The organism is Cupriavidus sp. HMR-1 (assembly GCF_000319775.1).
Taxonomy (GTDB): domain Bacteria; phylum Pseudomonadota; class Gammaproteobacteria; order Burkholderiales; family Burkholderiaceae; genus Cupriavidus; species Cupriavidus metallidurans.
In genome coordinates this window covers 1-23,614 of sequence record NZ_ANKP01000250.1, presented here as the reverse complement: position 1 = coordinate 23,614, position 23,614 = coordinate 1, and the positions used below count along the sequence as shown (strand labels likewise).

General features: G+C 62.9%; 26 protein-coding genes, 1 tRNA gene and 1 riboswitch. Of the genes, 10 read left to right on the top strand and 17 right to left on the bottom strand.

All coding sequences use genetic code 11. The annotated features are described in order from the left end of the window. Nucleotide 1 precedes the first annotated feature (1 nt). The 5 genes from D769_RS26800 to D769_RS26780 form a co-directional block, all read right to left on the bottom strand. Nucleotides 2-349, bottom strand: a complete 348-nt coding sequence (locus tag D769_RS26800) for a succinate dehydrogenase cytochrome b subunit (RefSeq protein ID WP_008651411.1) — start codon at nt 347-349, stop codon at nt 2-4. Beyond that, nucleotides 346-681 (bottom strand): hypothetical protein, encoded by a 336-nt coding sequence (locus D769_RS26795; RefSeq protein WP_008651409.1) that lies wholly within the window; start codon nt 679-681, stop codon nt 346-348. Before D769_RS26795 ends, D769_RS26800 begins: the two co-directional genes overlap by 4 nt. A gap of 2 nt (nt 682-683) precedes the next feature. Continuing rightward, nucleotides 684-1,418: a succinate dehydrogenase/fumarate reductase iron-sulfur subunit gene (locus D769_RS26790; protein ID WP_008651407.1), complete on the bottom strand. Its 735-nt coding sequence runs from the start codon at nt 1,416-1,418 to the stop codon at nt 684-686. Between the two features lie 18 nt (nt 1,419-1,436). Continuing rightward, nucleotides 1,437-3,068: a thiamine pyrophosphate-binding protein gene (locus tag D769_RS26785; protein WP_008651405.1), complete on the bottom strand. Its 1,632-nt coding sequence runs from the start codon at nt 3,066-3,068 to the stop codon at nt 1,437-1,439. 156 nt (nt 3,069-3,224) lie between these two features. Further along, complete coding sequence (locus D769_RS26780) at nt 3,225-4,190, bottom strand: LysR family transcriptional regulator (protein WP_035884529.1); 966 nt, start codon at nt 4,188-4,190, stop codon at nt 3,225-3,227. A 187-nt stretch (nt 4,191-4,377) separates the two neighbouring features. Between D769_RS26780 and D769_RS26775 the strand changes: the two genes are divergently transcribed. Then, nucleotides 4,378-5,892, top strand: coding sequence for a CoA-acylating methylmalonate-semialdehyde dehydrogenase (locus tag D769_RS26775; RefSeq protein ID WP_008651402.1), 1,515 nt, complete (start codon nt 4,378-4,380; stop codon nt 5,890-5,892). 169 nt (nt 5,893-6,061) lie between these two features. Continuing rightward, complete coding sequence (locus tag D769_RS31475) at nt 6,062-6,835, top strand: alpha/beta fold hydrolase (RefSeq protein WP_081596867.1); 774 nt, start codon at nt 6,062-6,064, stop codon at nt 6,833-6,835. A 35-nt stretch (nt 6,836-6,870) separates the two neighbouring features. Here D769_RS31475 and D769_RS32040 read toward each other — a convergent pair whose 3' ends face one another. The 3 genes from D769_RS32040 to D769_RS26760 all read right to left on the bottom strand — a co-directional run bounded on the left by D769_RS32040 (nt 6,871) and on the right by D769_RS26760 (nt 8,320). Then, nucleotides 6,871-7,233, bottom strand: a complete 363-nt coding sequence (locus D769_RS32040; RefSeq protein WP_152415079.1) for a hypothetical protein — start codon at nt 7,231-7,233, stop codon at nt 6,871-6,873. Nucleotides 7,234-7,392: 159 nt separating this feature from the next. After that, on the bottom strand, nt 7,393-7,917 hold the full coding sequence (locus D769_RS26765; RefSeq protein ID WP_008651399.1) for a hypothetical protein: 525 nt from the start codon (nt 7,915-7,917) through the stop codon (nt 7,393-7,395). Between the two features lie 10 nt (nt 7,918-7,927). Beyond that, nucleotides 7,928-8,320, bottom strand: a complete 393-nt coding sequence (locus D769_RS26760) for a hypothetical protein (RefSeq protein WP_008651398.1) — start codon at nt 8,318-8,320, stop codon at nt 7,928-7,930. A gap of 880 nt (nt 8,321-9,200) precedes the next feature. Here D769_RS26760 and D769_RS26755 point away from each other — a divergent pair. Both D769_RS26755 and D769_RS26750 read left to right on the top strand, forming a co-directional pair. After that, nucleotides 9,201-9,908: a helix-turn-helix transcriptional regulator gene (locus D769_RS26755; RefSeq protein ID WP_008651397.1), complete on the top strand. Its 708-nt coding sequence runs from the start codon at nt 9,201-9,203 to the stop codon at nt 9,906-9,908. After that, nucleotides 9,899-10,405 carry a hypothetical protein gene (locus D769_RS26750; protein ID WP_008651396.1) on the top strand — a complete coding sequence of 169 codons (507 nt, stop codon included), beginning with the start codon at nt 9,899-9,901 and terminating at the stop codon, nt 10,403-10,405. The genes D769_RS26755 and D769_RS26750 overlap by 10 nt, the downstream gene beginning before the upstream one ends. A gap of 3 nt (nt 10,406-10,408) precedes the next feature. On the opposite strand, the gene D769_RS26745 is transcribed toward D769_RS26750, so the two are convergent. The 3 genes from D769_RS26745 to D769_RS26735 form a co-directional block, all read right to left on the bottom strand. Continuing rightward, nucleotides 10,409-11,407, bottom strand: a complete 999-nt coding sequence (locus D769_RS26745; RefSeq protein WP_008651395.1) for a LysR family transcriptional regulator — start codon at nt 11,405-11,407, stop codon at nt 10,409-10,411. Nucleotides 11,408-11,758: 351 nt separating this feature from the next. Next, nucleotides 11,759-12,706, bottom strand: coding sequence for a Dyp-type peroxidase (locus tag D769_RS26740; protein WP_008651394.1), 948 nt, complete (start codon nt 12,704-12,706; stop codon nt 11,759-11,761). 209 nt (nt 12,707-12,915) lie between these two features. Continuing rightward, complete coding sequence (locus D769_RS26735) at nt 12,916-13,821, bottom strand: LysR substrate-binding domain-containing protein (protein ID WP_008651393.1); 906 nt, start codon at nt 13,819-13,821, stop codon at nt 12,916-12,918. A gap of 159 nt (nt 13,822-13,980) precedes the next feature. Here D769_RS26735 and D769_RS26730 point away from each other — a divergent pair, with 159 nt between their 5' ends. Genes D769_RS26730 through D769_RS26720 form a run of 3 tightly spaced genes read left to right on the top strand, consistent with a single transcriptional unit; the run spans nt 13,981 to nt 17,302 of the window. Further along, nucleotides 13,981-14,973 carry a tripartite tricarboxylate transporter substrate binding protein gene (locus D769_RS26730; RefSeq protein WP_008651392.1) on the top strand — a complete coding sequence of 331 codons (993 nt, stop codon included), beginning with the start codon at nt 13,981-13,983 and terminating at the stop codon, nt 14,971-14,973. A gap of 56 nt (nt 14,974-15,029) precedes the next feature. Next, entirely contained in the window at nt 15,030-16,049 is a 1,020-nt protein-coding gene (locus D769_RS26725; protein ID WP_008651391.1) for a DUF1338 domain-containing protein, read from the top strand. Between the two features lie 29 nt (nt 16,050-16,078). Next, on the top strand, nt 16,079-17,302 hold the full coding sequence (locus D769_RS26720; RefSeq protein WP_008651390.1) for a PLP-dependent aminotransferase family protein: 1,224 nt from the start codon (nt 16,079-16,081) through the stop codon (nt 17,300-17,302). Nucleotides 17,303-17,311: 9 nt separating this feature from the next. Here D769_RS26720 and D769_RS26715 read toward each other — a convergent pair whose 3' ends face one another. Continuing rightward, nucleotides 17,312-17,635 carry a DUF190 domain-containing protein gene (locus D769_RS26715; RefSeq protein WP_008651388.1) on the bottom strand — a complete coding sequence of 108 codons (324 nt, stop codon included), beginning with the start codon at nt 17,633-17,635 and terminating at the stop codon, nt 17,312-17,314. A gap of 208 nt (nt 17,636-17,843) precedes the next feature. On the opposite strand from D769_RS26715, the gene D769_RS26710 reads away from it, so the two are divergent. From D769_RS26710 to D769_RS26700, 3 genes are all read left to right on the top strand, one after another. Further along, the gene (locus D769_RS26710) at nt 17,844-18,110 is read left to right on the top strand and encodes a PepSY domain-containing protein (RefSeq protein ID WP_008651386.1); all 267 of its coding nucleotides are present in this window, start codon (nt 17,844-17,846) and stop codon (nt 18,108-18,110) included. A 2-nt stretch (nt 18,111-18,112) separates the two neighbouring features. Continuing rightward, entirely contained in the window at nt 18,113-18,667 is a 555-nt protein-coding gene (locus D769_RS26705) for a cytochrome b/b6 domain-containing protein (RefSeq protein ID WP_008651383.1), read from the top strand. A gap of 34 nt (nt 18,668-18,701) precedes the next feature. Then, nucleotides 18,702-18,801: riboswitch (glycine riboswitch) on the top strand. Between the two features lie 173 nt (nt 18,802-18,974). Further along, nucleotides 18,975-20,243, top strand: a complete 1,269-nt coding sequence (locus D769_RS26700) for a D-amino acid dehydrogenase (protein WP_008651381.1) — start codon at nt 18,975-18,977, stop codon at nt 20,241-20,243. Between the two features lie 217 nt (nt 20,244-20,460). Here D769_RS26700 and D769_RS26695 read toward each other — a convergent pair. The 5 genes from D769_RS26695 to D769_RS32035 form a co-directional block, all read right to left on the bottom strand. Beyond that, nucleotides 20,461-20,547: transfer RNA gene (locus D769_RS26695), tRNA-Leu, on the bottom strand. Between the two features lie 107 nt (nt 20,548-20,654). Next, the gene (locus D769_RS26690; RefSeq protein ID WP_008651380.1) at nt 20,655-21,935 is read right to left on the bottom strand and encodes an amidohydrolase family protein; all 1,281 of its coding nucleotides are present in this window, start codon (nt 21,933-21,935) and stop codon (nt 20,655-20,657) included. Nucleotides 21,936-22,018: 83 nt separating this feature from the next. Beyond that, on the bottom strand, nt 22,019-22,681 hold the full coding sequence (locus D769_RS26685; protein ID WP_008651378.1) for a TetR/AcrR family transcriptional regulator: 663 nt from the start codon (nt 22,679-22,681) through the stop codon (nt 22,019-22,021). Continuing rightward, a complete protein-coding gene (gene upp / locus D769_RS26680; RefSeq protein WP_008651376.1) occupies nt 22,681-23,373 on the bottom strand; it encodes a uracil phosphoribosyltransferase in 693 nt (230 codons plus the stop codon). Before upp ends, D769_RS26685 begins: the two co-directional genes overlap by 1 nt. Nucleotides 23,374-23,522: 149 nt before the next feature. Then, nucleotides 23,523-23,614, bottom strand: a 92-nt coding sequence (locus tag D769_RS32035) for a DUF1688 family protein (protein ID WP_152415076.1), incomplete at its 5' end; no start/stop codon positions are given.

The window sequence follows — 23,614 nt, the reverse complement described above, 5'->3', positions numbered from 1 at the left end:
TTCAGATTACCCCCAGAGCAAAGATGGCGCCGATGAAGAGCGAAAGCGCACCTCCCCAACTGATCCACGACAAGCGCGCATCACGCGTGGTACTCCATGGGAGAAGCTCCAGCGCCAACAGTCGTAGGCCAAAGCACATGTGAATGGACAAGAGCAATACCAGACCCCATTCGCCAAACTTGACGGCGCCCATATCGGCAAACTTCAGGAAGGCGTCCATACGGTCCCGCTGGTCAAGTGCGAGACCCAGGACATAGAAGTGAGCGGGCAGGAAGATGCCAAGCGCAAGACCCGACAGCCGGTGCCCAAGAAACGCCCAATATGCACGGTGATTTCTCGGAGACTTCATGACAGCAGCCCTCCCACGGCTGCCACGGCGCGCAGACCCATCGACAGCAGCAACAGCCCAAACAAAAAACAGAAGACCGATGCAGCACTGCGGCCAACCCTTGCCCACTCGATCAGGATATTGCGCAGCCCGATTGGCACATGGACTGCCACGCTCACCACGAACAGCGAGTAGAACGGGATCCAGAGGAGGCTGCCCTGTGTGCGGGAGAGAATTTCTGCTGCGGTCAGTCCACCGCGCACCGCATACAGAATCACGCCAAGGTGCACGAGCACGAACGGCGCCATGACCATCGCGCTTAGGCGCTGGAGGGCGAAGAGACGCTGCTCCATGATCAGCCACCTCCCTTCAGGAACTGCAGCAGTGCATTCTTCTTCAGACCCGCAATGCTGCCAGTCGGACTCAGGCTGACGGGGCAGTGGGTCATGCAGTTTCCCTGCGTGTGGCAGGAATTGCATCCGCTACCAGAGGTTGCCTTCTTCAGCACATCCTTCGGGTCTGCGTGACGTTCGTCGTTGAAAAGCGTCCACGCGCGATTCAGCGCCGCCGGCCCCAGGTATTCCTTGTCCCACGCCACCACGTCGCAGGAGGCATAGCAGACGCCGCAGTTGATGCACTCGATAGCGGCATCCGCCATCTTTCGCTTCTTGCTTTGCGGAGACACCGCAGCAGGCGGGTCGTTACGGGTGGCGGTGCCGACAAAGGTGCTACCGGCCTTCTTCCATTTTTCGAAGAACTCCGACATGTCGACCACCAGGTCCTTGATGCGCGGCATGTTACGCAACGGCTCGATGACAATCACGCCATCCTCTTCGACCCGACTGACGTGGGTTCGGCATGTCCAGCGCGGCTTGCCGTTCACCGTCATCGCGCAGGACCCGCACACACCTACGCGGCATGCGAAGCGGTAGGACAACGTTGAATCAATGCGACGTTGCACCTCGGTCACCACATCAAGCACGGTCTGGTTCTCGCGCCATGGCACCTCATACGTCTCAAAGTTTCCTTCCTCTGTGCCGCGGGCAATGCGTACCGTAAGCGTGCGTTGCGCGGCCTTTGTCGCCTCCATCACTTTCTCCCGTTTCATTCAATGCGCTGACGCGCCAACCTGGTTGCGTGCAAAGACCGGCGCTGGATGTCCTTCCATCTGAACGTTGATGCAAGCGGGCTGCTGGCTGTCGATGGCGGCTTCGAGGGCGGGGGCCAGTTCGTCGAGGCGCTCCACCAAGGCCCCGAATCCGCCAAGGGCAGCCACTGCAGCGTCATAACGAGCGGTTGCGCTCAAAGAGCAGCCAAGCAGGCGATCCTCGCCATAGGTGCGTTGTTGAATCACGTGTTCGGCGTTCCAGCGCAAATCGTTACCCACTACGGCCACAACTGCAGCCTGTTCGCGTACGGCCGTATCAAATTCAGAAAGATGGAAGCCGGCTGTGCCGTCACCCATCAGCAACACCACCGTTGACTCAGGCCGGGCGATCTTTGCCGCGATGGCATAGCAGATGCCACCGCCGATGGCACCTGACATGCCATTGATGATCCGCGTCGGAGCGTTGCAGTACGCCTGCGCCCATTGACCGAATTCACCGCCGTCGCAAACAAGAACGGGCGATTGGGCATTGCGCAGAAAGGCGTCTACCATCTCGCAAAGTGCGCGAGGATGGATGCCGGAGGTGGTTGGGGAAGCCGGGGCGCCACGCTCAAGGCTCGTCGCCGCTACACGCTCCATCCATGCCCCCCGGTCGCCGCGGGGAGTATGAGTTGCGGACGTCAGAGCATTCAGCGTCGCGGAAACGTCCGCTACGCAACGGGCAGCCAGGCGGTCACCGAGTAGCCGCTCTGCCCGCCGTACCATCTCGACGTCTGCATCGACGACGACGACCCGTGCTGCTTTGCCGAAGACGTTTTCGCGGCCAAATCCAGTCGTGAAATCAAGGCGTTTGCCCAACAACACAATCAGGTCCGACTCCGCGACTACCTCGGCGATGGCGCCGAGGGAAGGATCGCGCAGGCCACGCGGGCTCTCCATCGGCACAATGGGAGCACTCAATGCCTTGCTGCTCAGACGCAGGGAAGCTTTGCTCGCCCCGCGGCACAGCGACGGTCCCACAAGGACCAGCGGTCGATGTGCCTGACCAATCAGGTTTACGATCGATTCAACGGCCGCGCTCCCCGGTTCCACCGGCGGCGTTTTCGGAATCTGTTGAGGCAAAGCATCTACCTCGGATTCGCGAGTCATCAGATCGAATGGAAGCGCCAGGTGAACCGGGCCACGGCGGTCTGCCATCGCTATGGAGATCGCTGTGTCGACCGCGGAAGCCAAGGTCCGCGCGTCGGTTACTCGCTTCGACCACTTGGTTAAAGGCGAAGTCATCGCGACCTGGTCCAGTTCCTGAAAGGATCCCATCCCGTCCTCAGAGACGGGGGAGTCGCCCGAGAGCAACAGGACCGGGCTTTCCGCTTGGGATGCCGAGTACAGCGGCGCAATGCCGTTAGCGATTCCAGGCGCAGCCGTGAGCATGGCTACGCCGATCTCCCCTGTCATCTGCGCCCAAGCATCTGCCATGAACACCGCTGCGGCTTCATGCCGGACATGCACGATGCGGATGTTGGCATCGATGCAGGCGTCATACAGCGGCATGATCTGATTGCCAGACAGGCTGAAGATCGTAGTGACACCGCGGCGCGCGAGCGCTCGAATGACGAGTTCGGAACCGAGCATTTGTCTCCGTACCCGGCCGTTTTTCGGCCGTAGTCTTTTGTGGTTGAGTTGAAATGAGTTTAAGTAATCGATATTTCTGAATCAATGATTTATTACTTGATATTTTTTGAACTAAAGAACAAAAAATGGCTTATGGATTACTTGTTTCTCACTATCTCAGATCAGTGTGGGTGGCGTGGACGTAAAGCCCTCTGAAAACGTCTCGCGCAAGTAGTCCACAAACACCTGCGAGACCCGCGAGGCGTGCGCTGAATAAGGCCGGATGGCGTAGAGCCAGTCGCCAAATGCTCCGGTGGAGCGCCAGTGCGGCAAGACCTCGACAAGACGGCCAGTTTCCAAGGCAGATTGCGCGCTGAAGTCCGGCAATAGCGCGATACCTAAGCCTTCGATCGCAGCATCACGCAGCGCTTCGCTGTTGTTCACCGCTAGCGGCCCCGTGACCGGGACTGTCACCGGATCAGCGTACCGTCCGCCGGAGCCAGCAACGGACGAAACAAACGTCCAAGTGGTCGTTCCTTGTCGCCGTGGATAGTGGAGACACGCATGATCGACTAGCGCTTGCGGCGTCTCTGGCGCTCCTCGGCTACGCAGGTATGCTCGGTTAGCTACGAGAACGGCGCGCGTCGCCGCCAACGTCCATGCGACGTGGGTTTCCGGTGGGGCGGAGGTATGTCTGACGGCGATATCGAAGCCTTCTTGAGCCAACGGCCGCAAGCGATCCGACATATCCAGCTCTAGCTGAATCTGGGGATACTTCCGCAAGAAGTCAGGCAGACACGGCACAAGTTGCTGCCTCGCAAAGGCCACCGGCGCTGTCACGCGCAGGAAGCCTCGCGGCGCCCCGGCAAGGTCACGGACATTGGCGTACCCCGTTGCAATCTGCTCGAATGCGCCACGCATGGACTCCACCAGTTGCCGACCGGCGTCGGTCAAACTAGCGCTACGCGTGGTCCTTTGAACCAGGGCGATACCTGCCGCCTTCTCGAGATCCGTAATGTGCTGGCTCATGGAGGCTTTGCTAACGCCGAGACGCGCGGCGGCTTTACTAAAGCTGCCCTGCTGCTGCAGTACGACGAGCCAATGTAGGTGCTCCCAAAGTTCCTCAACCTGCTCTTTACGCATCATGAACCTCTCTAATCAGCACATGTAGTCGACCGTGTTTCACATCTATAGCATGGCAGCAGATCAAAATCCTGAACAGTAAGTTCGCTCTCGAGCGACTACCCGGGCGGCGACTCGGTCCATACACTCCAACCATCGATAACGCGACGGGCAATTCCGCCCCGCCCAGTACTGACAGGAGACGCCCATGACTGCGCCCTACACCAACCCTTCCGAGGTGATTCATTACGTTTCCGGCGAGCCGTATGAAGGCAATGGCAAGCGCGCTCAGGCGGTGTTCAATCCCGCCACTGGCGCAGTAGCACGCCAAGTTCGCCTGGGCACGGCCGAGGACGTCGACGCCGCTGTGGCCTCGGCGGTAGCTGCATTTCCCAAGTGGGCGGACACACCCCCCATTCGCCGAGCGCGGGTGATGCTAAAGTTCCTGGAACTGATGAACCAACGTAAGGACGAGCTTGCGGCGATCATCACAGCCGAGCACGGCAAGGTACTGAGCGATGCAGCAGGCGAAGTCAGCCGTGGCATCGACATCATCGAATTCGCCTGCGGCGTGCCTCAACTGCTGAAGGGCGACTTCACTGATCAGGTGTCGACGGGCATGGACAACTGGACGCTGCGCCAGCCCCTCGGCGTTGTCGCGGGTATCACGCCGTTCAACTTCCCATGCATGGTGCCGTGCTGGATGTTCCCGGTCGCCATCGCCACAGGAAATTGCTTCATTCTGAAGCCCAGCGAGCGCGACCCATCGGCATCGCTCTTCATGGCTCGCCTCCTTAAGGAAGCGGGACTTCCCGACGGCGTGTTCAACGTCATTCAGGGGGACAAGACGGTTGTCGATGCACTGTTGCACCACGATGACGTGAAGGCCGTGAGCTTCGTTGGCTCGACCCCTATCGCCAACTATATCTACGAAACGGGCGCAAAGCTGGGCAAGCGCATCCAGGCGCTGGGCGGTGCGAAGAACCACATGGTGGTGATGCCCGATGCGGACATTGATCAGGCCGTGGATGGATTGATCGGCGCTGCATATGGCTCCGCTGGCGAACGCTGCATGGCCATCTCCGTGGCAGTGCTCGTGGGCGACGTAGCCGACAAGATCATGCCAAAGCTCGAAGCCAGAGCACGCGAACTCGTTATCAAGAACGGCATGGAGGCCGACGCGGAAATGGGCCCAGTCGTCACGGGCCAAGCACTCGAACGCATTGAAAACTACATTGCGCTGGGAGTTGAAGAGGGCGCCACGCTTCTCGTCGACGGACGGAACTACAAGGTTCCTGGCCACGAGCAAGGATTCTTTACGGGCGGGACACTGTTTGACAATGTCACTCCCGAGATGCGCATCTACAAGGAAGAGATCTTCGGCCCGGTTCTTGGCTGCGTGCGTGTCGACGACTTCGCCCAGGCCGTGAAGCTCATCAACGGCCATGAGTTCGGCAACGGTGTCGCCTGTTACACCCGCGACGGTCAAGTCGCACGCGAGTTTGCCCGACGCATCGAAGTGGGCATGGTGGGAATCAACGTGCCAATTCCTGTCCCGATGGCTTGGCATGGCTTCGGCGGCTGGAAGCGCTCGCTGTTTGGCGACATGCATGCCTATGGCGAAGAAGGCGTGCGCTTCTACACCCGTCAGAAGAGCATCATGCAACGCTGGCCCAACGACACGGCGCGTGGGGCTGAGTTCGCGATGCCTACAGCAAAGTGACTGTGTGATGGGAGTGGGGCCGAGCGAAAAGCCACCAAGCCCCGCTCAGCTCAAAGTCTGACGCCTGGAGCTAAAAAACGTACCATTCAGGCCATGGCTATTTTGGGACGAAGGCGGATCACTGAAGTAGCGTTGAACGGCAATCTCGACAGAGGCTCATGCGCTGCACATGCATTCAGTAGACACTTTCGCAATTGAGGCAGGAACCGAAACCCTGGCCGCAGACCGTATTTCGGCGAACGGAAAAACGCAGTGCTTGTTCCTTCATGGCGCCGGTAGCAGCAGTCGTGCGCGTTGGTTGCATTTGCGCCTTGCGCTTGCGAAGCAAGGTGTTGGCTCCGTTGCCATCGATTTTTCGGGACACGGTGACAGTAGCGCCAGAACTCCTGGCTCGCTTGCAAAGCGATACTCGGAAGCTTGCCACGCGTTAGGCTATGTTGACGCCGATGAGCCGCGCGTGGTTGTCGGTGTGAGCATGAGCGGTGAGATTGCGGTGCGTCTTGCGGTGCAAGCGTCGCATAGAATTTCGGGACTTGTCACCATTGTCGGCGCCGCGTACGACCCTGCGGCATTCGATGTCGCCTTTGGCCCTAGATTCACCGAGATTCTGCGCAACCATGAGAGTTGGCGAAGATCCGAGATCTTCTCGGCGATCCAATCCTTCGCTGGCCGCGTTACCGTCATTCAGGCTAGTGAAGACGACGTGGTACCAGCAGCCATTGGGGGCGATCTCGTTCGCAACGCGGTTCACGCCGAGCACGTCGAACAATTGGTCTTGACCGGCGTAGGTCATGCCGTCAGCGGTGTACTTGATTCCAACGTCGGTTTGATTGACGACGTCGCTAGCGCGATTGCACGTGCTGCTCACACGAGCGCAGAGCCGGCCGTGCTAGCGCCGCGCCAGGCATGTCGGAACGTGGCGGCCATTGAGACACCAGAGTGAATGACTGAGTGTTGAAGCGCTACCGACAATCCACCTCAGACGCTTGATGTCCCAGAAGAGTCTGTAGCTGCCTCTGGCGCAAGACGCCCCCGCACGCGAATAGGCCAGATGGCAGCGACCGTAGTGAAGCGGACGAACAAGGCATAGCGTCTGCCACACGGCAGCCGAAATGCGGCGAAATCAACTTGAGCCTGCCGTCCGGGCGGCGTCTCGAAACGCACGACTGGCTGGGAGACGGCACTTGTGCGAACTCCTCGCACGAAGTCCTTGACCTGCGAATAGCCGCCCTGGTAGCCGGCAGCGCAAATCTCCTCGAACAGCCGCATCGCGGTCAACCTAGGATATTCAGCCAGGCGCGCCGTGATGATGCCGCGAAACTCTTCGATCTTGTGCGGCACGGACGGGCGGCATCTGTACCGCAGTGACTCGTTATCCCGTGAGCGATCGAGTTGCCCTATGTCGATCCATTAGTGGAGGGTGCGCAGACTCGCGTCCAGTCGCCGCGCGATCTCCTTTGTGGACAGACCTTGCTCCAGATAGCGACGTGGCAAACCGCATTACCCCCTCCCGTACATGGGCGTATCCAAGTCTCCTTCGGAGCTGTCACCTTGCCAGAGTGTGCGAATTTTGAGCAGGCGCGACCACTGCCCAGCCAATTTTGCTCCACGAACTCTTGTCCGCGCGAAGAAACCCTCGGACGCGCCCTCCTTGGCAGCCTTGTTCCGAGGTGCCTCGAGTTTGTTCACGTCGCCCCCCCAATGCTCGCGAATGAGTTCACGCACGTCCTTGTTGCCTAATTCATCGCCAGTGGGCATCGCATTTTGCGCAGGCACCTTTGGTGCCGGCTCGCCGCCCTTGCCAGTGATCTTTCGATAGATCTCGTCCGGCACATCCAAGGTCTCCGCCTTGGCGTACTCTGCAAATGGCTCGTCGGGTTCGATCTGCCCTGCTATCCGGACGATCGAATCGGAAAGCTGCTTGGATGACGGCAGCGCAACGTACGCGCGTTTGCGAACTTGCTCTTCGACGAATGGCAACCACAGCTTGATGGCGAAATCCCGCTTGTATGTTCTCCGTTCCACAGCTTGACGGTCAGGGTAATGATGGCGGTAACGCCCATGGTCGACCCACCGATATGCCGTTGACCGCGTCATAGGTCAGGCTTTCGATGGTGCCGAAACGGGCGATGTTCTTCGCTTGGGCGTACGTGAAGTTCCCCTTGCGAACCAAGTTCTCGGCTTCTTTGGGGTTCTTTACGCCCGGGACCTGCCCCTTACGGATCCGCTCCTGCATCTCGACGAGCGCTTCGGGGTATGTATCCGAAGCGACTTCGATCTGCATGGGCTTGCCGTCGGTGGTGTACCGGAAGCGGTCACCGTCGAAACACTCTTCAATGCATCTCTTACCCGTTGCGCAGTATTTGGTCTGGATGACACTCCCGTCCACGATCCCATCAGGACCGTCCTTCGCGTTGTTGCCACCCACCAGTTGAGCGTCTCGGCCCGTTAGACGGTCATAGAGGTCATTTGCACGCTCCGCGGCAAAACCGTGCCCCTACCTGGCGCCAAACGGGACGTTGTCGGCGTAATTCCCCGCGGAGTGATGTCCGCCGGCGGCCGTACCGCCGTGATTGCGGCTGTTATCGTCACCCTCGCCGTCAAAGCTCGGAATCAAATTATCGAACCTACCCATTGTTCTTCTCGCCGATGCGGAGTACCCGCCACGCAACATGGCGGAGGTACATTGCACGAGAAATCGGCGGAACAAGGGCGATGCTTGAGGGCGGGGACGCAGGTGGGATCGCCCGGACCGCCCGTTTGCCCTCACACCCAACCACCCGCGCAAAATGTGTGCGTAGCGGCGCGATGGCGAAGCCCTACCCCTACCTTGAGCCGGTAAGTCCTGAGAACGTCTGCTTTTGGGAAGTTTCGACGCCCGCTCAGGGTCGACTATGGTCCTCCTCGATCAGCTTATCGGATAACCACAATGGCCCGGCACTTACAGCACGTTTGAAACAATCGCTACCAATCGACGTGGTCAAGGCGTTGCACTTCTTGACTGGAGTGGCTCGTTCGACTCGGTCCGAATCGTGGCCTTGGAGGACGATGACTTGCGCCCGCTCATCATCGACATAAATGAGGTCGCAACGCTCGCGATCCAGCCTGTCCCCGCCACCGTACGTTTCTCCAGCGTCCTTTTTGGACCGCCAGGACGGTCGCTTCGCGTGCGCCGATTTCGTCTCTTCACAAGAGCTTAATTTACTAGTAAGAACATAGTCTGCTAGCAAGGACTTCGTTTGCACTGCTCAGTGCGGCCCTCCCCGACTCCCCTATACTGCATCCGTCCCTTCACGGAAGCATGAACTATGGAATTCGCTCCTGGCATTAGCCAGCTTGCGGGGCTGCTGGCCGACCCGGGTCGCGCTGCGATGCTATGGGCGCTGATGGACGGCAGCGCCCGGCCCGCCGGCGAACTGGCGTTGATCGCCGGATTGTCCGCGTCATCGACCAGCGGACACCTGACCCGCCTCTCCGAAGGCGGTTTGCTGGTGGTGGAAACTCGCGGGCGCAATCGCTACTATCGGCTTGCCACGCCGGAAATTGGCGTGGCCATCGAGGCGCTGGCCACCGCGTCGCTGGCCAGCCAGCCGCCGCGCATGCGTGCCGTGCCCGTTTCGCGCACCACGCCGCCTGCGCTGAAGCAGGCACGAACTTGCTACGACCATTTGGCCGGGGAACTTGCTGTGGGGCTTTTCGAACGAATGTCGCAGGCGGGCTGGATCGCCGTGGACGGCACGCGGGTCGACCTGACCGGAGATGGCACGCAGGCCATGGGGCAGTTGGGGATCGACGTGGATGCGGCGCGGCGCAAGCGGCGGCAGTTCGCCTGCACGTGCCCCGACTGGAGCGAGCGCAAGCCGCATCTGGGCGGGGCGCTCGGGGCCGCGATGCTGCAGGCGATGCTGGCGCGCGGCTGGATAGAACCTACAAGCACGTCGCGCGCGCTGCGCGTGACACCGCGTGGGCAAAATGAAATCGGAAAGGTAGCGGCAGGAGAGAACAGATGGCGATAGAACTGGAAGACGATGCGCAGGACGCCGTAAGCCGGCTGTTCGCGCTGATCAACCTGGGCGACACGCAACAGACCACACGGCAGCTCACGCTCCTAGAGGAAGCCCTGGAAGACGCCGAGGAAGACGACGTCGATGCGGAGGCATTGCTCTCTCAGATCAAGGAGATCATCGACTGGGAATCAGGCTTCTATGTCGACTGGAAGGACGTGGAGTCCTTCATCGGCTGCCTGAACCAGTTATGCGAGCGTATCGATCTCGAGATCGACTGGGGCACCGACGATACCGAGGATGAGGATTTCCTCGAAGGCACCAGCGTGCCCGAACTCATGGAGCTGGCGGCCGATCAGCTCCGCGTGGCGGGCTACACGCTCTGGAACTGGGATACGGGCGGCGATGCCTATGCCGGCTGGATCACGCGCAGCGAGGACGACGACGAAATGCTGGAAATCGCCGACACGCTGGGCTTCGACGCCCGCAGCGGCGACCAGCCTTTCTGACGCTCAGTCGAGGGTGATGACGGTGGGCTCGCCATCGTCATCGTTCTGATCTTCCGCGCGCTCCTCAATGCGCGTTGCGGCCGTCACGCGCACTCCGGGCCGACGCGTTTCCGGCACACCCAGCGTTTCCTCGAGCGCATCCAGAAATGCGCGCACGCTGGCCGGCATCAGCTTGCGGGCGGGCATCAGCACATAGACCTTCAGCGGGGACGATGCGTAGCCAGGCAGCACGCGCACGAGCTTGCCCTCCACAAGTGCCTCGCGCACAAATCGCGGCGACAGGCGCGTCACGCCCAGGCCATCCACCGCGGCATTAAACCGGACTTCCGCGTTGTGCGTGCAGATGCGGGGTTCCACATCCATGGCGAAGGTTTCCACCCCATCGCGCAGGAATTCCCAACGCGTATCGTCAAGATTGCCGACCGTGGGCCAGCCCTGCAAATCCTGCGGCGTGCGCGGCAGTCCGCGCTCGCGAATCAGGGACGGCGCGGCATAGAACGCGCGTTCGATCAGCACCACCCGCTTGCTGGCAAACGAGCTATCGCTCAACCCCGTGTCTGTCATGACGAAGGCCAGGTCGTAGCCGTGGCGGATCAGGTCTGGCTGGTCCCAGCTCACATCGAGTTGCACGCGCAGCGAGGGATGCAGCTTGAGCAGCCGGTTCACCGTCGGCGAAAGGTGCTGCGAACCGACTTCATAGGGTGTGGCGATGCGGATCGTGCCGCTGACCTCTTCGCTGACGGACGCCGCTTCCGCGCTGATCTCGCGCAGTTCGCCGAACAGTGGCGCCACGCGATCATATAGTTGCTGGCCGCGCTGAGTGACGCGCACCCGACGCGTGGTCCGCTCGAACAATCGCACGCCGAGTTGCCCTTCCAGCCGCGCCACCGCGGCGCTCGCCGATGACTTCGGGACTTCGGCCAGTTCGGCCCCCTGTGTGAAGCCGCCCCCTTCCACCACGCGGCAGAAGATTTCCCAGTCCTTCCAGTCGATCGATTTCATTGCGCACCTTGTTCACGCGAATACCGGGAAAACCCTTACCCGATGGGGCGCGATTGTCCCACACCACGAACAATGATGGAGTCCATGCTCTCAGTGTGGGTATTACGGGAGTATGACAGGGTCAGTTTTTTTGGTGCGAATCGGATGCAGTGGCGTCTGAAGTGGCCTTGGCGCGCTGCGGCAGCCCCAGCGCCTGCTCGCTGAACACGTCAGTCGATTCAACGATTGGCGCTCGGCCTCGACGGACATGCCGAGGCCGTCATCATCGTCGCGGCCCGCGCCGGGCTCCATGCCATCGAAGAAGCAGGACAGGTCACTTCCCAGCCCGCAGCCCCGCTCTAGGCCCGTGGTCTATGGGTTGCGTTCCGCGAGCGCTTCGAGCAGCGCTTGAGACGGCACGAAGAACAGGCTGCCGGTGACTGCCTTGCTGTAGTCGAGCAGCCTGTCGTAGTTGCCCGGCGGACGCCCGACGAACATGTTCTCGAGCATCTGCTCGATTGGCGCGGGCGAGCGCGCGTAGCCGATGAAATAGGTGCCAAACTCGCCCTTGCCGGGCGAGCCAAACGGCATGTTGTCACGCAGGATCTTCACTTCCTTGCCGTCCTCTTCCAGCGTCGTCAGCGAGCTGTGCGAGCACGTCGGCTTGACCGACTCATCGAGTTCGATGTCGGACAACTTGGTCCGCCCGATGATGCGCTCCTGCGCCTCGACGGAAAGCTCGTTCCAGCCGGTCATGTCATGCAGGTACTTCTGCACGATCACGTAGCTGCCGCCTGCGAACGATGGGTCCTCGTCACCGATGATCGTGAAATCCACGGCTTCGCGGTCCACTGGATTCTCAGTGCCGTCAACAAAGCCCACCATGCTGCGCATGTCGAAGTAGCGGAAGCCATGCACTTCGTCGACCACGGTCACCGCCGCGCCGAGCCGGCCGATCAACTGAGTCGCGAGTTCAAAGCACAGATCCATATGTTCCGCGCGGATATGCAGCAGCAGATCGCCCCGTGTGGCCACGGCGCGTCGATCGCCGGCGCCGAACTCGCGGAATGCATGTAGCGATGCGGGACGCGGGCCCCCGAACAGTGCATCCCAGGCGTTGGTGCCAAAGCCGCAGACACATGACAGGTTGCCGCCCGGCACACGTTTGCCGACGGACCGCACGAGCGCTGCGACATCCGCGCACCAGGCGCGCACGGTCGCGGCGTGCTCGGCACCGGGCGTCAGCGTCGCGACGATGAAGATCGCGCTGCGGGTAATAGGTTGATAGACGGCCTGGGGTTCGATCGGGTCGTTTGGCATGGGGAGTGAGTATGGTTATAGCTTCAGACGCTGACTGCGCCAGACAGTCTTCAAGACTAGAACACGTGCACTAGTTGGGAAAGCCACACCTTGGCATGGGTTTCCGGGACCACGACCATGTTCCGTACCCCATCGTATACGGCACTCAAGCCTTGGCGCAACGCGAAGTCACAACGCGAAGTCACAAGGTCGTTCCCTCGAGGCTCCCTCTACGTCGCGACGCCCACGAACTCACCCGCTGCCTCCAGCAACCATTCGCGCAGGTGCCCCATCGCATCGCTCATTGGCTGGTTGTCGGGCACCACGAGGTAGTACGCACTCGTCGCGCGCAGTGATCGCGCCACGGGTGTCACCAGCAGCCCGCGCGTCAGGTACTCCTCCACCAGGAAACGCGGCACCAGCCCGATGCCAAGCCCCGCGCGCGCCGCGCTGATGACCATGCTGTGGTGGTCATAGCGCGCGCCGCGCAACGCATTGACATCGTCAATGCCGGCGGCCTCCATCCATTGCTTCCAGCCGAAGCTGCGCGTGACCAGGTGCAGCAGCGGCGATCGCGCGATGTCGTTGACGCTGACCCGCTTCTTGCCGCCAAAAAAGTCTGGATGGCAGACGGCCACCGACTCCTCGCCGAACATCCGGTCCACCCGCGCGCCCGGATAGACCGCCTCGCCGAAGTGGATCGCCGCGTCGTACGGCGTGCCCTCGAACAGGAAGACATCCGACTGCGCGCGGATGTTGACGATGACCTGCGGGTGGCGGGCATAGAAACCCGGCAGCCGTGGAATCAGCCACTCGACGGCCAGCGTTGGCACGCACGCCAGTTCCACCGTGCCACCCACACCTTCGTGCGCCATGATGTCCAGCGTGTCGCGCTGCAGCTTGCGCAGCATCTCGCGCACCTGGCGGCTGTAGAGCACCCCCGCCGCCGTCAGCGTGATGCGCTGATTGGCCCGGTGAAAAAGCTGCACGCCAAGCAGGCTTTCCAGCGAGGCGATCTGGCGCGATACCGCGCTCTCCGTGATGTACAGGTCCGCCGCCGCGCGCCGCAGATTCAGATGCAGCGCCGCCGCGTCGAAGGCACGCAGGTTGGACAGACTCGGAAGACGTTGGCGCATGAGGCGGGGACGGACTTGTTGACTAAAAGTCATCATCCTATACCGAAATCTCGCTTGAAACCGTCAGCTTGATGAGGAACGATTCGAACTCGCACCGCCGCGCCCCCTCTTAACGCGGCACCCCAGAACGAACAAAGACAAGCAGGACAGGGAGACAACATGAAGCGTTTGATCAGCGCCCTCGCAGCTGCCGGCCTCGCATTCGGCGCGGCTGTTCCCGGCATCGCCGCCGCCCAGGAATTCCCGGCCAAACCCGTACGCATCATCGTGCCGTATCCACCGGGCGGCACCACCGACATGGTGGCGCGCCTGATCGGCGACCAGCTCGCGATCCAGTGGAAGCAAACCGTCCTCGTCGACAACCGTCCGGGCGCGGGCGGCATCGTCGGCACCGGCACGGCGGCCAAGTCCCCGGCCGACGGGTACACGCTGCTGATGGGCTCGGTGGGCGAGTTCGGCATCAATCCGACGCTGTACAAGAAGCTGCCCTACGACGCCGGCGCCGACTTCGTGCCGGTGACGATGGTCGCCAAGGTGCCGAACGTGGTCGTGGTGTCACCGGCCTTCGCCGAGCGCGCCCATGTGCAGACGCTGGGCGAACTGATCGCCTATCTGAAGGCGCATCCGAAACACGTGAACATGGCATCGGCCGGCAATGGCACCTCCACGCACCTCGCGGGCGAACTGTTCCAGCGCATGACTGGCACGGAGATGAGCCACGTCGCCTACAAGGGCAGCAGCCCGGCCATCGCCGACCTGATGGGCGGCAGCGTCGACGTGATGTTCGACAACCTGCCGGCTTCGCTGCCGTTCATCCGTTCGGGCAAGCTCAAGGCGCTGGCGGTGACCACGCCGGCACGCTCGTCGGCGTTGCCCAATGTGCCAACCGTCGCCGCCGCCGGCCCGGTGCCAGGCTTCGACGCCAGCCCGTGGTTCGGTCTGCTCGCACCGCGTGGTACCTCTGCAGCCGTGGCGCAGAAGATTAGCCAGGACCTGACGCGCGTGCTCGGCGAGCCCGCCGTGCAGGCCAAGATGCGCGAACTCGGCGCCGAACCGGCACCGAGCACGCCCGATGCCTTCGCCGAGGTTCTGAAGAAGGATCGCCAGAAGTGGGGCGACATCGTCCGACTGTCCGGCGCCTCGGTGGACTGAAAACCACCTACGTTATTCCAACTGCCTTTCCGCGCGTCCCCGCGCGGCATCTCATCATGATTTCCAACGTCACCTCGCTCGTATCCCTTAGCCTCGGCACCGAAGCCGCCACGCGGCTCTCGCAACTGGTGGCCACACCCACGCTGCCGACCGGCAAGCTGGGTCACCCCACGCGCGCCGAGATCGCTCATGCGCTGAACCTGGTGCTGTTCGCCGGCATCCTGGATCGCGTGCCCACCGGCAAGGCCTACACGGAGGATGTAGCGGCCGCGGGCGGCAAGGTGCACTTCGACCACGGCGCGCTGCGCACCGTGCGCTGGCAGGAGAACGGCGCGTTGCCCGCAGGCGAGGCAGCCTTCACGCGTATCCTGCGCCCGCTCGGCTACCGCCTCAATGGCACGTATCCGCTCGACCGCATCGGCATGACGGGCCGCTCGTATGCCCACGCCGATGCGCCGGAGGAAATCGCGCAGTTCTTCCTCAGCGAATTCCATCCCGAGCGCTATAGCGAGGAATTCCAGCAAGCCGTGAGCCACGTCGTCGGCAACTCCGTCGATCCGCTCACGCCGCGCGCGCAGTCGCTACTGTGGGAACTGGAACGTGACGGCGCGCTGCCGCTGGCCGATGCCGGGGAGCTGATCGACCTGCTGGCCGGCTGCTTCGAGCGTCAGCACGCCACACCGCATCTGAACGACTACGAACGCCTGCTGGCCGAGTCGTCCGAGATGGCGTGGATCGCCACCGAAGGGAATGCATTCAACCACGCCACCGACCGCGTGGAGGACGTCTTCGCGGTATCGGACGAACAGAAGCGTGTGGGCCGCCCCATGAAGGAGAAGGTCGAGGTGTCGCAAAGCGGCCGCGTGAAGCAGACCGCGTTCCGCGCCGATCCGGTTCGCCGCGCGTTCGTTGGCGCCAGCGGTGACGAGGTGGTGCGCGAGGTACCGGGTTCGTTCTACGAGTTCATCACGCGCGATCGCTACGTCGACGAGGCACAGGCCATCACGCGCACGGACCTGGGCTTCGACGCCGGCAATGCGCAGGGCATCTTCAAGATGACCGCCGCGGCCTGCTGAAGCACGACGTCCGCAACCACGAGCGCGCCATGACCGCCTACCCCTTCGTTCCCGCGCTACGCGAGCCGCAAGGCTCGCCGATCCGCGAGCTGTTCAAGTATCTCTCCGACCCGGAGATGATCTCGTTCGCTGGCGGCTATCCGTCCGCCGCGTTGTTCGACGTGGAAGGCATCGGCGCGGCATCCGCGCAGGCATTGCGTGAACGTCCTGCCGAGTGCCTGCAGTACGGTGCGACGGAGGGCACGCCTGCGCTGCGCCAGGCGCTGGCGGCCCTGATGGCGGAGCGTGGCGCGGCCGTCGCCCTGGACGAACTGCTGGTCACCAGCGGCTCGCAGCAGGGCTTCGATTTTCTCGTGCGCGCGCTGGTGGAGCCGGGCAGCCTTGTGCTGGTGGAAGAACCCACCTACTCGGCCACGCTGCAGGCACTGCGGCTGGCCGGCGCTGACGTGCGCGGCGTGCCGTCTGACCATGACGGCATGAACGTCGACGCACTGGAGGCGATGCTCGCGGACGCGCCGGCACGTCCGCGCATGATCTACACGGTGCCGACCTTCGCCAATCCAACCGGCGCCACGCTGTCACCCGCGCGCCGGCTTCAATTGCTGGAACTGGTGGCACAGCACGGGATCGTGCTGGTCGAGGACGATCCTTACGGCGCGCTGTGCTTCGACGGTCCGCCGCCGCCGTCGCTGCTCGCGCTTTGCAATCAGGTACCCGGCGCGCGCCCGTGGCTCGTGCATCTCGCGAGCCTGTCGAAGACGCTGGCGCCAGGACTGCGGCTGGGCTGGATGGTGGCCGCGCCGGAGATCGTGCGCCGCGCGGTGATCGCCAAGCAGGTGTCGGACCTGTGCACGCCGCCATGGCTGCAACTGACCGCCGCGCACTACCTTCAGGCCGGAAACCTGCCCGCGCAGGTCGGGCGGGAAGTGGCGGTCTACCGCGACAAGCGCGATCGGCTGACGACGGCGTTGCGCCAGGCGTTCGGCACGCGCATCCGGTTTGCGGATCCCGCCGGTGGCATGTTCCTGTGGGTATCCGTGGATGGCATCGACGACGCGGCGGCGCTGCTGCCCCATGCCATCGCAGAGAAAGTGCTGTTCGTGCCGGGTGCCGGCTTTTATGCAGAGCGTCGCGCGCGCCCCGCGTTCCGGCTGTCGTTCGTGGGCGCCGATCCGGCGCAGATCGAGGAAGGCGTGGCGCGGCTTGCCCGGGCCGCGGCGCGTGCCGGGGTATCCGTCATCAATCCGGCCTGAGCCAGGCGCTCAGATATCGAGCGTGCCGACGAAGCCGAACTCGACCGGCGTCTTCGCATAGAACAGGCGGATGTCTTCGTGACGCAGGCGCTCCAGCAGCGCCTCCACCTCTTCGACCGTGGCAACCACAGTCACCTCTTCCGGCCGATCGGCAAGTTCAATGAAGTGCCAGGAGTGGAAGCGATGGTCGTGCCCGATTCCCTCCGCCGCCACCGTGTGCGTGGCGCCGCGAATCTGCATCTCCCGCATCACCTGCATCAGCCAGTGCGATAGCTGCTTGCCGTGATAGCGCCGACCTTCCTGGGTGTAGAAGGTGAGTTGATAGCCCTGCATGACATCTCCCTGCGGGTCCGGATTGGCCAGAAGCTGGAGCCCCCCACGTGGCAGTTTCATCGTATGCCAGGTGACTGCAATGGTCCAAGACCAGCCGCTGGGCCGCGAGCGCCCGACACCCCCTGGGAAACCCAGTGTTGAGAATGGCTCTCATTCTGAGTTAGGATGCCGCCATCGCCCCTTGCGGGGCTCATTGCCGGAGAAGTTCATGCAGAAGATTGCCGCTTTCCTCGTTGCCGGAGTGTTCTCGACCGCCGCTTTCGCCGGCGCCAACTGCGCCAAGCACCCGAAATCCGAATGGATGCCGGAAGCCGATGCCAAGGCCAAGATCCAGGAACAGGGCTACAACATCAAGAAGTTCAAGGTGGACGGCAATTGCTACGAGATCTACGGCACGACCAAGGATGGCAAGAAGGCCGAGATCTACTTCGACACCAAGACGCTTGAAATCGTCAAATCGGAAATCGGCAGCTAAGCATGTCGGCGCCCGCGGACCGGACGAACGCCCCCGACACGATTCGCGTCTGGGACGTGGTCGTGCGCTTCACGCACTGGAGCGTGGCGGCCATCGTCTGCTTTGACCTCGTCCAGGACTCCGGAGACAAGGTGCACCGGACCCTCGGCTACATCGCCGCGGGGCTGGTGCTGTTCCGGGTCTTGTGGGGCTTCATCGGCAGCCAGCCTGCGCGTTTCCGCACATGGCTGCCACGTCCGTCCGCCATGCTGGCTTATGGCAAGGCACTGGTCGCCGGCCGCGCGCCGCGGTATGTCAGCCATACGCCGCTGGGCGCCGTCGCCATGCTGGCCATGTGGGCGCTGATCCTGGCGCTGGCGGTCACCGGCTGGATCTCGCGTCTCGATGCGTTCTGGGGCGAGGATTTGCCAGTCGACATCCATCGCTGGCTGGCGAACGGGCTGCTGGCGCTGGTGATCCTGCATGTGGCCGCGGCCATCGTCATGAGCATCAAGGGCCGCGAGAACCTCGTCGCTGCCATGATCACGGGGCGCAAGCCAGGTGATCCGCACCGCTAGCGGATTTATATGGCATAGTTGCCATCGTTTTACCCCGCGTGTATCGGGAGAGTCTGTGCCAGCCGCCCGGCCGACACAGCGCCGAAGGAGCAACCGCCCCGGAAACTCTCAGGCAAAAGGACCGGTACCCGCCATTGAACTCTGAAGAACCCCGGCTTGCACGTCAGCCGGCGGTACCGAAGGAGCAAGCGGCACGCGTATTGTTCGTGTGCCGCGAATCTCTCAGGTCAAGGACAGAGGGGGCGTCCGCAACCGCGCATGGTGCGCGGCGGACTGCCATCCCACGACGTCCTGAAAGACCTTCGACATGAAATCCATTGCAGTGATCGGCGGCGGCATCACCGGCGCCACGACGGCCTACGCCCTGGCCAAACGCGGGTTCTCCGTCACCCTGTTCGAACGGCACCGCTATGCGGCCATGGAAACCTCGTTCGCCAACGGCGGACAGCTCTCCGCCTCCAACGCGGAAGTCTGGACGCACTGGTCCACGCTGGCCAAGGGCCTGAAGTGGATGCTGCGCAATGACGCGCCGCTGCTCGTCAATCCGCGTCCGACCTGGCACAAGCTGAGCTGGTTCGCCGAGTTCATCGCATCGATCCCGCATTACCGCCGCAACACGGTGGAGACCACGCGGCTTGCCATTGCCGCGCGCCAGCACCTGTTTGCGTGGGCGGAGGCGGAGGGCATCGACTTCGACCTCAAGCGGCGCGGCATCCTGCATATCTATCGGGACAAGGCGGGCTTCGATCACGCAGGGCAAGTCTCGAAGCTGCTCACCGAAGGCGGACTCGAACGGCGCGCAGTGACCCCGGACGAGATGCGAAGCATCGAGCCGACGCTGGCAGGCGAGTACTACGGCGGCTACTACACCGAAAGCGACTCTACCGGCGACATCCACAAGTTCACCACCGGTATCGCTGCGGCGGCGCGCAGACTGGGCGTGCAGATGCTCTACAACCAGGACGTGAGCGCCGTGTCGACCAGCGGCCGGCGAGTAACGATCGTCTCGGCTGACGATGGCCAGACGACATCACGCGAATTCGACGCCGTGGTCGTCTGCGCCGGCGTTGCCAGCCGCGAATTCGCGCGCCAACTCGGAGACCGCGTGAACATCTACCCGGTCAAGGGCTATTCGATCACGGTCAACCTCAACGACGCCGAAAGCCAGGCCTCGGCGCCCACGGTCAGCCTGCTCGACGACGAAACCAAGCTTGTCACCAGCCGTCTGGGCGTGGACCGATTCCGCATAGCCGGCACCGCAGAGTTCAATGGCGTCGACCGCGACATCCGCGCCGATCGCATCCGTCCGCTGATCGACTGGGTCCATGCTTGCTTCCCCGGCGTCAGCACCCGCAGCGTGGTGCCCTGGGCGGGGTTGCGACCGATGATGCCAAACATGATGCCGCGCGTCGGTCGGGGCCATGCCGCTAACGTGTTCTACAACACAGGGCATGGGCATCTGGGCTGGACGCTGTCCGCCGTGACGGCCGAGATGGTGGGGGATGTCGTGCGCCACGCCGCTACGGAGCAGCAAGGGCGCGTGGGCGTTGGCGGATTGGTGGTGGGCAACGGCTGAGGGAAGCCTTTCTTTCCGGGCGTAGAAACGAAAAAAGCCCCGCTTGCGCGGGGCTTTTCGAATCTGGTGCCCAGAAGAGGACTCGGTCACCCATGCGCGACCCCGGGTTGCGCTTGCAAGCGCAACCTTTTCTCGTCCTCGCGAAAGGCCCTCAAGGGCCTTTCTTTCCGGGCGGAGAAACGAAAAAAGCCCCGCTTGCGCGGGGCTTTTCTGAATTTGGTGCCCAGAAGAGGACTCGAACCTCCACAGTGTTGCCACCGCTAGGACCTGAACCTAGTGCGTCTACCAATTCCGCCATCTGGGCTTCGTTTCGCTGCATTGCTGCTGCGATGCGAAGAAAGAGATTATGCTGAGCAAGACCATCTCTGTCAACACAAAATTCATCGATTCTTCAAAAAACTCTCCATACCGTCATGCCCGGTGTAGCTGGAAGTCGACTTTGGCCGGTCGCCCCTCGAGCGCCAGCATTGCGGTGGCCGGCGTCGTGCGGGCAACGACTTTCCCTGCCCGCATCACCACCAGCCGGGTCGCGCGCAGGCGGAGCGCCTCCACCGGGTCCCGCGCCTGCAGCAGCACCAGATCGGCGCGGCAGCCCGGCGAAATCCCATAGCCTTCGAGACCCAGGATACGTGCCGGCGTTTCTGTCACAGCGGTGAAACACGCGCGCATGGCGTCCAGCCCCGTCATCTGCGCGACATGCAGACCCATGTGGGCCACCTCGAGCATGTCGCCCGAGCCAAGGCTGTACCAGGGGTCCATCACACAGTCGTGACCGAAGGCCACAGGAATGCCGGCGGCAAGCATCTCGGGCACGCGCGTCATGCCGCGCCGCTTGGGATAGGTATCGTGCCGCCCCTGCAGCGTGATGTTGATCAGCGGATTGGCGATGGCCGATACGCCGGCCTCTCGCATCAGCGGCAGCAGCTTGGAGACGTAGTAGTTGTCCATCGAATGCATCGACGTCAGATGCGAACCCGTGACGCGTCCCTGCAAACCCAGCCGTACCGATTCGCTCGCCAGCGTCTCGATATGGCGCGACATCGGGTCGTCGCTTTCGTCGCAATGCATGTCCACGCGCAACCCGCGCTCGGCGGCTTCCTCGCAGAGCATCTTCACCGACGCCGCGCCGTCGGCCATCGTGCGCTCGAAATGCGGAATGCCGCCCACCACATCGACGCCAAGGTCCAGCGCACGGCGAAGGTTGTTGAGCGCATCCGGTGCGCGCAACAGACCGTCCTGCGGAAATGCCACGAGTTGCAGATCCAGGTAGGGCCTGACGCGCTCGCGCACGTGCAGCAACGCCTCCGTGGCCAGCAGGCGCGGATCGCACACATCCACGTGGGAACGGATCGCCAGCAGCCCTTTGGAGACGGCCCAGTCGCAATACGCCAGCGCGCGCTCGACGATGGCATCCTGCGTAAGCAGCGGCTTCAGTTCCCCCCACAGCGCGATGCCCTCGAGCAGCGTGCCGGACTGGTTCACGCGCGGCAGACCATATGACAGCGTGGAGTCCATATGGAAGTGCGCGTCGACGAACGGCGGCGAGACAAGCTGCCCAGCGGCGTCGATCTCCTCTCCCGCCGTTGCCGCGATCCGTGGCTCCACCGCCGCGATCCTGCCGTTGGCAATGCCGATATCGATATCGGTACGTCCGTCAGGCATATTGCAGTGGCGCAGGATGGTGTCGAACATGAGGCGTCCCTTGTGATCCCGATGGCGGTGACGTGGCAATGGTAGACGAAGACTGCATGGCAACTGCCACGCATGATGCTGGATCAGGCCAGCGAGGCTTTCTGATCCAGCCCGCAGCCACGCAGCAGCAACGCCACCAGGTGCTCGGTGGCGCGTTCGAAGTCCTCGGTGTCGAGCTGGCTGACGCCCAGTACGGCGCAGACCTGGGCATCGAAGTCCGCGTAGGTCTGCGTGGCGGCCCAGATCGTGAAGAAGAGGTGATAGGGGTCGACCCGGGCCATCTGACCGTCTTCAATCCATGAGCGAATCACCATGGCCTTGCGCGTCACCAGTTCGCGCAACGCTTCACGCAGCACGCCGCCGATCTCAGGGGCGCCGTGTAGCAACTCGTTGGCGAACACGCGCGACGCGTCCGGATGGCTGGCCGACAGCCGCATCTTGGCGCGGATGTACTGCTCCAGCGCCACGCGCGGCGCATGGTCGGCGCTGATGATATCGGTCTCGGATAGCCAGAGCTGCAACGTGTGCGCCAGCACGGCACGGTACAGCGCCTGCTTCGTCCGGAAGTAGTAGTGCAGGTTCGACTTCGGCATGCCGGCGTGCAGCGCGATGTCGGCCATCGTGGCCCCAGCGAACCCCGCGCGCGCGAACACGTGTTCCGCGGCGCGCAGGATCTGCGCCTCGTTCTCCTGCCGGATACGGCCTCCCGATTCGCGCACGGGTGGCGCAAGCGCCGGCGCGCCCATCATTTTGTGCCGTAGAGCCGGTCGCCGGCGTCACCGAGACCGGGCACGATATAGCCGTGCTCGTTAAGCTGCTCGTCGATGGCCGCCGTGACGATGCACACATCGGGATGCGCCGCCTGCAGCGCGCGCAATCCAGGCCGCGACGCAATCAGGCAGACATACTTCATGGTGGTCACCCCCGCTTCCTTGAGACGGTTCAAGGCGGCGATGGCCGAGTTGCCCGTGGCCAGCATCGGGTCGACGACGATCACCATCCGCTCGCCGATGTCCTCGGGCATCTTGAAGTAGTACTCGATCGGCTCCAGCGTCTCGGGGTCGCGGTACAGGCCGATATGACCCACGCGAGCAGCCGGCAGCAGTTCCAGCATCCCGTCGAGAAAGCCGTTGCCGGCACGGAGGATCGATACCAGACAGAGCTTCTTGCCGGACAGCACCGGCGACTGCATGGGCGCGATCGGCGTGCGGATCGAGATGATCTCCATCGCCAGGTCGCGCGTGGCCTCGTAGGTCAGGAGCTGGCTGATCTCCCGCACCAGGCGCCGGAAGTTGTCGGTGGTGGTGTCCTCGTTGCGCACGAGTGTGACCTTGTGCTGCACCAGTGGATGATTCACGACCATGACCGAAGGCGACGTGGCCTTATCGGGGTTGACATAGGTCTCCGCGGCCGCAGCCGCGGCTGGCAGATCGTTCATGGTGCGCTCCTTGAGTGACAAACTCTCGTGAAGTTCGGGCAAGGCGGCCCTTGGGCCCGCCACGCCTGGGGCTGCCAGCGAATCGTTTCCGTTGTCTGCTGTCTGTTAGCTGCTGCCTGCTTCCGTGCGTTCGATCCATGCGCGACGCGCTAGAACACCGTGCCGTCGCTCTGTATTGCGAACGGTGGCGGCCCGCCCGGTGGACGCCGCTGCGCCGCGACACGCCGCCCCGCCGCCCACG

Bases quoted from the DNA above. Each gene is read 5' to 3' on its own strand.
- D769_RS26710 (WP_008651386.1), top strand. From the start codon at position 17,844: ATGCAGAAGATTGCCGCTTTCCTCGTTGCCGGAGTGTTCTCGACCGCC.
- D769_RS26700 (WP_008651381.1), top strand. From the start codon at position 18,975: ATGAAATCCATTGCAGTGATCGGCGGCGGCATCACCGGCGCCACGACG.
- D769_RS26735 (WP_008651393.1), bottom strand. From the start codon at position 13,821: ATGCGCCAACGTCTTCCGAGTCTGTCCAACCTGCGTGCCTTCGACGCG.
- D769_RS26780 (WP_035884529.1), bottom strand. From the start codon at position 4,190: ATGCGTAAAGAGCAGGTTGAGGAACTTTGGGAGCACCTACATTGGCTC.
- D769_RS26755 (WP_008651397.1), top strand. From the start codon at position 9,201: ATGGAATTCGCTCCTGGCATTAGCCAGCTTGCGGGGCTGCTGGCCGAC.
- D769_RS26775 (WP_008651402.1), top strand. From the start codon at position 4,378: ATGACTGCGCCCTACACCAACCCTTCCGAGGTGATTCATTACGTTTCC.
- D769_RS26720 (WP_008651390.1), top strand. From the start codon at position 16,079: ATGACCGCCTACCCCTTCGTTCCCGCGCTACGCGAGCCGCAAGGCTCG.
- D769_RS26725 (WP_008651391.1), top strand. From the start codon at position 15,030: ATGATTTCCAACGTCACCTCGCTCGTATCCCTTAGCCTCGGCACCGAA.
- D769_RS26740 (WP_008651394.1), bottom strand. From the start codon at position 12,706: ATGCCAAACGACCCGATCGAACCCCAGGCCGTCTATCAACCTATTACC.
- D769_RS26715 (WP_008651388.1), bottom strand. From the start codon at position 17,635: ATGCAGGGCTATCAACTCACCTTCTACACCCAGGAAGGTCGGCGCTAT.
- D769_RS26705 (WP_008651383.1), top strand. From the start codon at position 18,113: ATGTCGGCGCCCGCGGACCGGACGAACGCCCCCGACACGATTCGCGTC.
- D769_RS26730 (WP_008651392.1), top strand. From the start codon at position 13,981: ATGAAGCGTTTGATCAGCGCCCTCGCAGCTGCCGGCCTCGCATTCGGC.
- upp (WP_008651376.1), bottom strand. From the start codon at position 23,373: ATGAACGATCTGCCAGCCGCGGCTGCGGCCGCGGAGACCTATGTCAAC.
- D769_RS26685 (WP_008651378.1), bottom strand. From the start codon at position 22,681: ATGGGCGCGCCGGCGCTTGCGCCACCCGTGCGCGAATCGGGAGGCCGT.
- D769_RS26800 (WP_008651411.1), bottom strand. From the start codon at position 349: ATGAAGTCTCCGAGAAATCACCGTGCATATTGGGCGTTTCTTGGGCAC.
- D769_RS26690 (WP_008651380.1), bottom strand. From the start codon at position 21,935: ATGTTCGACACCATCCTGCGCCACTGCAATATGCCTGACGGACGTACC.
- D769_RS26790 (WP_008651407.1), bottom strand. From the start codon at position 1,418: ATGGAGGCGACAAAGGCCGCGCAACGCACGCTTACGGTACGCATTGCC.
- D769_RS26745 (WP_008651395.1), bottom strand. From the start codon at position 11,407: ATGAAATCGATCGACTGGAAGGACTGGGAAATCTTCTGCCGCGTGGTG.
- D769_RS26785 (WP_008651405.1), bottom strand. From the start codon at position 3,068: ATGCTCGGTTCCGAACTCGTCATTCGAGCGCTCGCGCGCCGCGGTGTC.
- D769_RS26750 (WP_008651396.1), top strand. From the start codon at position 9,899: ATGGCGATAGAACTGGAAGACGATGCGCAGGACGCCGTAAGCCGGCTG.
- D769_RS31475 (WP_081596867.1), top strand. From the start codon at position 6,062: ATGCATTCAGTAGACACTTTCGCAATTGAGGCAGGAACCGAAACCCTG.
- D769_RS26795 (WP_008651409.1), bottom strand. From the start codon at position 681: ATGGAGCAGCGTCTCTTCGCCCTCCAGCGCCTAAGCGCGATGGTCATG.